Origin of the sequence: Streptomyces olindensis, assembly GCF_040645895.1 — a bacterium.
Lineage (GTDB): Bacteria > Actinomycetota > Actinomycetes > Streptomycetales > Streptomycetaceae > Streptomyces > Streptomyces olindensis.
Map to the genome: position 1 here is coordinate 87,707 of NZ_JBEYZD010000034.1, position 6,868 is coordinate 94,574.

The window sequence follows — 6,868 nt, forward strand, 5'->3', positions numbered from 1 at the left end:
GTGTTCTAACCCTTTACTCCGGTGAGCGTGACACCCTCTACAAACGCCTTCTGGGCGAAGAAGAACACGAGGATCACGGGGGCCATCACCAGCACGGTGGCGGCCATGGTGAGGTTCCAGTCGGTGTGGTGGGCGCCCTTGAAGGACTCCAGGCCGTAGGAGAGGGTCCAGGCGCCCGGGTTCTCCGAGGCGTAGATCTGGGGGCCGAAGTAGTCGTTCCAGGCGTAGAAGAACTGGAAGAGCGCCACCGCCGCTATGCCCGGTTTCGCCATCGGGAGGACGACCTTCAGGAGGGTGCGCAGGTCGCCGCAGCCGTCGACCCGGGCCGCGTCCAGGTACTCGTCGGGGATCGTGGTGAGGAACTGGCGCAGCAGGAAGATCGAGAAAGCGTCGCCGAACGCCATGGGGATGATCAGCGGCCAGAGCGTGCCGGACAGGTCCAGCTGCTTCGCCCAGAACAGGTACATCGGGATGACGACCACCTGCGGCGGCAGCATCATCATCGAGATCACCAGCATGAGGGCGAGATTGCGGCCGCGGAAGCGGAACTTGGCCAGGGCGTAGGCCACGGGGATCGAGGAGACCACCGTGAGTGCCGTGCCCAGGACCGCGTAGAACAGGGTGTTCCGCCACCAGGTGAGGAAGCCCGGGGTGTCGAAGACCTTTCGGTAGTTGTCCCATTCCCAGGTGTGCGGGATCAGGTCGCGGCTGAGCGCCTGGCTGTCGCTCATGAGCGAGGTGAGCAGGACGAAGACGAACGGGAGGGTGAAGAAGAGGGCCGCCGCGACGCCCAGGGAGTGGACCGCGATCCACTCCAGGAACGCCCTGCGGTGGGCCGTGCGTTCCGCGGGAGAGTGCGGCGCCTTCAGCTCCGACGGCTTCTCCAGGAGTTGCGTCATCGTTCACCTGCCTGGATCAGGCCGCCCCTGCGGCGCATCAGAAGTGCCGTGAAGGCCATGGAGAGGGCGAAGAGGACCAGGGCCACCACGCAGGCGGAGCCGTAGTCGAAGCGCTGGAAGCCCAGGTTGTAGACGAGTTGGGGGAGGGTCAGGGTGGACTTGTCCGGGTAGCCCGGCTCGAACTGCGTGCCGGCGCCCTGGATCACGCCCGAGGCGACCTTCCCGGCGATCAGCGGCTGGGTGTAGTACTGCATGGTCTGGATCACGCCGGTGACGACGGCGAACATGACGATCGGGGAGATGTTCGGCAGCGTCACGTAGCGGAAGCGCTGCCAGGGGCTCGTGCCGTCCAGTTCCGCCGCCTCGTACTGCTCCTTGGGCACGTCGAGCAGGGCCGCCATGAAGACGACCATCAGGTCGCCGATGCCCCACAGGGCCAGCAGGGTCAGGGCCGGTTTCGACCAGGCGGGGTCGTTGAACCAGCCCGGGGCCGGGAGCCCGGCCTGCTCGAGGATCGAGTTGACCGGTCCCGTGCCGGGGTTGAGGAGGAAGGCGAAGGCCATCGTGGCCGCCACGGGCGGCGCCAGGTACGGCAGATAGAAGAGGGTGCGGAAGACGCCCGTGGCCGTTTTGATCTTGGTGATCAGCAGGCCCACGGCCAGGCCGAAGGCGACCCGGAGCGTGACCATGATGACGACGAGCCAGAGCGTGTTGCGCAGGGCGGGCCAGAAGAGGGGGTAGTGCGTGAAGACGTATGTCCAGTTCTTCGTGCCCGCCCAGACCGGCGGCCGGAAGCCGTCGTAGCGCATGAAGGAGAAGTAGACGGTGGAGATCAGGGGGTAGGCGAAGAAGACCGAGAAACCGATCAGCCAGGGGGAGAGGAAGGCGAGGGTGCGCAGGGTCGAGCGGCGGTGTTTCGCGCGCAGGGCGGAGGTGCTCATCGCTCACTTCGCCTGTGCGATGTCCGTGTCGATCTGCCGGGCGGTGTCCCTGAGGCCCTTCTTCAGATCGGTGGCCTTTCCGCTCTCGTAGTCGTAGCCGAACTCCTGGATCGTGGTGAGGTAGACGCCGCCGTTGACGGAGGCGGGGGCGGTGGTGGAGTCCGGGTTCGCGGCGATCTCCAGGAACGTCTTGAAGCGCGGGTCGTACTTCAGCTTCGGGGACTTCAGCGCCTCCAGGGTCGACGGCACGTTGTGGATGGCGTTGGAGAAGCCCACCACCGCGTCCGTGTTCGTGGTCATGTACTTCACCAGCTCCCAGGCCGCGTTCTGCTTCCTGCTGGTCGCGGCGATGCCGGCGATGGTGCCGGTGATGTAGCCCTTGCCGTACTGGTCGGCCTGGTCGTCGGGAACGGGCAGCGGGGCCACGCCGATCTCGAACTTCGGCTTGGCGGCCAGGGCCATGCCCAGGCGCCACTCGCCGTCGAGCTGCATGGCGACCTGGCCGGTGTGGAAGGGGTGCTTGGGGCCCCATTCGTCACCGAGCTTGGAGCGGTAGGTCTCCAGCTTCCGGTAGCCGCCGAGTTCGTCGACCAGCTTCTTCTGGAGCTTGAAGGCGTTCTCGAAAGCCGGGTCCTTTCCCACGTTCGACTTGCCGTTCTCGTCGAAGTACGTGGGGGAGAACTGGCCCAGGTAGTGCTCGGTGGTCGTCTCCCAGCCGTGGTAGTTCGGCATGAAGCCGAGCTGCTCGAAGGTGCCGCCCTGGGGGATCGTGAGCTTCTTCGCGACCTTCTCGAACTCCGACCAGGTCCTGGGCGGGGCGGTGATGCCGGCCTTCTGGAACGCCGTCTTGTTGTAGTAGAGGCCGTAGGCGTCGCCGAGGAGGGGGACCGCGCAGCGGTTCCCGTCGAACTGGGTGTACTCGTTCATCGCCTTGGGGAAGGTCTTCGCCGGGTCGATGCCCGACTTCTCGAAGAACGGGTTGAGGTCCACCAGGGCGCCGGAGGAGCAGAACCTCCCGACGCTGTTCGTGGTGAAGGACGAGATCACGTCCGGGGCCTTGGCGCCGCCGGCGCGCAGGGCCTGGTTGATCTTGTCGTCCGTCATGTTGCCGACGACCTTGACCTTGATGTTGGGGTGCGCCTTCTCGAAGCCGGCGACGAGGTCCTTGACGGCCTTCACCTCCGAGGGCGCGCTCCAGGCGTGCCAGAAGGTGAGGGTCGTCTCCTTGGACGCGTCGTCGCTCGCACCGGCGCCCGACTGGCCGGTGCAGGCGGTGGTGAGGAGGGCGAGGGAGGCGGTGGCGGCGAGGGCGATGGCCGCCTTACGGGATATTCCGGGCATGGCAGAGCTCCCTGAGGCACGGGGGAAGGGGAAGACGGGAAATACCGGAAAGGGGGGTGGAGTCAGCGGGAGGTGTCGAAGACCTCGTCGCGCGTGGTCGCGAGCGCGCTCTCCAGCGCGCCGCGCAGCACGGGGTGTTCACGGACGCCGCCCACGACCAGGCGCGGGCGGGACGCGGCCAGCTCCTCCAGCTCGGCCTGGACGAGGGCGCGCAGCGCCTCGCCGCCCGAGGTGAGGACCGTGCCGCTCAGGACGACCAGCTCGGGGTCGAGGACCGAGACGAGGGAGGCCAGACCGGTGGCGAGCCGGGTCGCGTAGGTCTGGAGGAGGCGGCGGTGGGCGTCGTCGCCGGCCTGTGCGGCCCGGGCCACCAGGTGTGCGGCGGCGTCGGCGTACGGGCCCTCAGGGATGTCCTCGACGCCCAGTTCGCGGGCCAGGCGCGGGACGGCCTGGGAGCCGGCCAGCTCCTGGTAACCGCCGCTGTTGGCCTTCGTGACCTGGCGGACCAGGGGCGTGCCCGGCACCGGCAGGAAGCCGACCTCGCCGGCGCCGCCGGTCCAGCCGCGGTGCAGCCGGCCGCCGAGGACCAGGGCGGCGCCGAGGCCCTCCTGGTTCCACAGGAGGACGAAGTCCGAGTGGCCCCTCGCGGCGCCGAGGCGCTGTTCGGCGAGCGCGACGAGGTTGACGTCGTTCTCGTACTCGAAGGGCATCGGCAGGGCGGCGGCGAGCTCGTCCAGCAGCGTGGGGGAGTGCCAGCCGGGCAGGTGGGAGGCGTAGCGCAGGCGGCCCGTGGTGGGGTCGAAGGCGCCGGGGGTGCCGATCACCAGGCGGTGGACGTCGTCCCGGGCGAGGCCCGCCGCCTTCACCGCGCCGTCCAGGGCGTCGGTGACCTGCTGGACGACCGGGGTGCCGGTGCGCCTGCCGGGGGTGGGCAGTTCGAAGCGGCCGACCGTGCGGCCGGTGATGTCGGCGACCGCGGCCAGGATCCGTTCGGGGGTGACGTCGAGTCCGGCGGCGTGACCGGCCGCCGGGTTCACCTCGTACAGCTGGGCGTTCGGACCCGGCCGGCCTTCGGTGGTGCCGGTGGCCAGGACGAGTCCGGCCGCCTCCAGGCGGGCCAGGAGCTGTGACGCGGTCGGCTTGGACAGGCCGGTGAGCTTGCCGATCCGGGTGCGGGACAGCCGGCCGTGTTCCAGGAGCAGGTCGAGGGCGGCCCGGTCGTTCATGGCGCGCAGGACGCGCGGGGTGCCCGGCGTGCCGGCGGTTCCTGCCATGCGTGTCCACACCTGCCTTTCGGCTGCTCAGCTTCTCAGTGACCGGGGACGGAAGTCCATTGCGCACGGGGCGTGCACGGTGTCCGTCTTGTATTGTTAGGAAAGTTTCCTATCGGTGGGAGGAAGGTAAGCCCGGCGCCGCGCGGCCGTCAAGAGAGGAGCGGCCCGGCGTTCTCCGCGTGATCGCGTGCCCGTCGTCCTCCGGGCATGCGAAGAGGGCGGCGCCCGGACCTGCCGGGTGCCGCCCTGTCGTGGAGTCGCTTCTTCGTCGAGGAGTCGCTACTTCGTCGTGCTCGTCGGCGCGGGGGGCGCGAGCGGGGACGCCGCCGCCGACTGCGGGGACGTCGTGTTCGCGTACGCCGACGGGGCCGCCATCCCGGCCGTCGGATCGGCGGGCGCCTCCTCCGCCGGGGCCGTGGCGCCGCCGACGATCCGGATGTCCGCCGCGTCGAAGGCCCGCTTCACGCGCCAGCGCAGCTCGCGCTCCACGGTCAGGGACTTGCCCGGCATCGTCTTGGCCGAGAGGCGCACGACCATGGAGTCCAGCAGGACGCTGTCGAGGCCGAGGACCTCGATCGGGCCCCACAGCAGCTCGTTCCAGGGCTCCTCGGCGCCCATCTTCCCGGCGACCTCGTCCAGGGTGGCCTTCACCTTGTCCAGGTCCTCGCCGGAGTGGACGGTGACGTCGACGTTGGCCGTCGCCCAGCCCTGCGAGAGGTTGCCGATGCGCTTGACCTCGCCGTTGCGGACGTACCAGATCTCGCCGTTGTCGCCGCGCAGCTTGGTCACGCGCAGGCCCACCTCGATCACCTCGCCGGAGGCGACGCCCGCGTCGATCGTGTCACCGACGCCGTACTGGTCCTCCAGGATCATGAAGACGCCGGAGAGGAAGTCCGTGACCAGGTTGCGGGCGCCGAAACCGATCGCCACGCCCGCGACACCGGCGGAGGCCAGCAGCGGGGCCAGGTTGATGTTGAACGCGGAGAGGATCATCAGGGCGGCGGTGCCCATGATGAGGAAGCTGGCCACGGAGCGCAGCACCGAGCCGATCGCCTGCGAGCGCTGACGGCGGCGCTCGACATTGACCAGCAGGCCGCCGAGCGGGCTGCCGTCCGAACTCTGCGCGGTGCGACTCATCCGGTCTATGAGCTTGGTGATCGCCCGCCGCACCGCGACCCTCAGCACCGCCGCTATCACCAGGACCAGCAGGACCTGGAGGCCGATCGCGAGCCACGTCGACCAGTTCTGCTCGACCCAGCCGGCGGCGTTCGTCGCGCTCTCCTGGGCGTCCTGGAGCGAGGGCACTCTCGGGGACTGCGTATCCGACGGGGTCGGCGACGGCGACGGTGACGGGCCGGCGGCCAGCAGGACGGCGTCCGCAACGGACAAGGACACGGCAGGTACCTCCAGGTGCAGCGGTCTGCCCCGGTGCGGTGGTCCTGGGGGGTCAAGGTCACGGTTGGGTCACCGAAGGGGCAGAACCACCACACTAACGGGGCATTGTGTGTGCTCCCTCGGAATGTGTGAAGGAGAGACCGTGCTCACCTGGGCTTGAACAGGCCATGATCCGGGGGATGTATCAGATGTGGTCGAAAACACTCCCAGCCCGTTACGGGGACATGGTGGCGCTTCCACCAGGCATGAGGGGAGACTGGCTACGAATCGTCCCGGCGCGAGCCACGCGCCGCCGGCGTCCAAGGAGGCATCCGTGCCGCATGTCCTGGTCCTCAACGCGTCGTACGAGCCGCTAGGCGTCGTACCGCTCCGCCGCGCGCTCGTCCTCGTCCTCGAGAACAAGGCCGTCTGCCTCGAGGAGTCCGGCGCCTATCTGCACAGCGCGACCGTCACAGTCCCCGCACCCAGCGTGGTCCGGCTCAAGCGATTCGTCCGGGTTCCCTATCGGGGGCCCGTTCCTCTGACCCGCCGGGCGCTGTTCGCCCGCGACGGGGGCCGGTGCATGTACTGCGGTGGCGTCGCAACCAGCGTCGACCACGTCATCCCGCGCAGCCGCGGGGGCAAGCACGTCTGGGACAACGTGGTGGCGTCCTGCCGCCGCTGCAACCACGTGAAGGCCGACCGACACCTCTTCGAGATCGGCTGGCGGCTGCGCCACAAACCCGCCCCGCCCACCGGCCTCGCCTGGCGCATCATCGGGACCGGCCATAGGGACCCGCGCTGGCTGCCGTACTTGCAGCCGTACGGCGCGGACGACGCCTTGGCCCGGATCGACGGCATTTCCGCCTGACGACGATCCGGGCCTTCGTCTTGCCGCGCGCCCCTCGGCAGGGCCGCGCGGGACCGGCCGACCGGCCCGGGGAACCCCCCCGCCCCCCGGCCCCGCCGCCCCGGCCGGGGGGGCCCCCCGCCCCCCCGACACCTACACACCGGTCTCCGACGCCCGGGCCATGCACGC

At 69.5% G+C, this 6,868-nt stretch carries 6 protein-coding genes; 1 reads left to right on the plus strand and 5 read right to left on the minus strand.

Annotated features, from left to right (window positions below; genetic code table 11):
- Positions 1-5: 5 nt before the first annotated feature.
- The 5 genes from ABZ948_RS22595 to ABZ948_RS22615 all read right to left on the minus strand — a co-directional run bounded on the left by ABZ948_RS22595 (position 6) and on the right by ABZ948_RS22615 (position 5,850).
- Positions 6-899: a carbohydrate ABC transporter permease gene (locus ABZ948_RS22595; protein WP_359762190.1), complete on the minus strand. Its 894-nt coding sequence runs from the start codon at positions 897-899 to the stop codon at positions 6-8.
- A complete protein-coding gene (locus ABZ948_RS22600) occupies positions 896-1,840 on the minus strand; it encodes a carbohydrate ABC transporter permease (protein ID WP_359762192.1) in 945 nt (314 codons plus the stop codon). The genes ABZ948_RS22595 and ABZ948_RS22600 overlap by 4 nt, the downstream gene beginning before the upstream one ends.
- A 3-nt stretch (positions 1,841-1,843) precedes the next feature.
- Positions 1,844-3,181, minus strand: a complete 1,338-nt coding sequence (locus ABZ948_RS22605; RefSeq protein WP_359762194.1) for an ABC transporter substrate-binding protein — start codon at positions 3,179-3,181, stop codon at positions 1,844-1,846.
- A 62-nt stretch (positions 3,182-3,243) separates the two neighbouring features.
- Positions 3,244-4,455: an ROK family transcriptional regulator gene (locus ABZ948_RS22610; RefSeq protein WP_359762196.1), complete on the minus strand. Its 1,212-nt coding sequence runs from the start codon at positions 4,453-4,455 to the stop codon at positions 3,244-3,246.
- 279 nt (positions 4,456-4,734) lie between these two features.
- Positions 4,735-5,850 (minus strand): mechanosensitive ion channel family protein, encoded by a 1,116-nt coding sequence (locus tag ABZ948_RS22615; protein ID WP_359762197.1) that lies wholly within the window; start codon positions 5,848-5,850, stop codon positions 4,735-4,737.
- A 313-nt stretch (positions 5,851-6,163) separates the two neighbouring features.
- On the opposite strand from ABZ948_RS22615, the gene ABZ948_RS22620 reads away from it, so the two are divergent.
- The gene (locus tag ABZ948_RS22620; RefSeq protein WP_019760491.1) at positions 6,164-6,700 is read left to right on the plus strand and encodes an HNH endonuclease; all 537 of its coding nucleotides are present in this window, start codon (positions 6,164-6,166) and stop codon (positions 6,698-6,700) included.
- The last annotated feature ends 168 nt before the right edge of the window (positions 6,701-6,868 follow it).

Coding starts and splice junctions, on each gene's coding strand:
- ABZ948_RS22610 (WP_359762196.1), bottom strand. CDS start 4,455: ATGGCAGGAACCGCCGGCACGCCGGGCACCCCGCGCGTCCTGCGCGCC.
- ABZ948_RS22595 (WP_359762190.1), bottom strand. CDS start 899: ATGACGCAACTCCTGGAGAAGCCGTCGGAGCTGAAGGCGCCGCACTCT.
- ABZ948_RS22605 (WP_359762194.1), bottom strand. CDS start 3,181: ATGCCCGGAATATCCCGTAAGGCGGCCATCGCCCTCGCCGCCACCGCC.
- ABZ948_RS22600 (WP_359762192.1), bottom strand. CDS start 1,840: ATGAGCACCTCCGCCCTGCGCGCGAAACACCGCCGCTCGACCCTGCGC.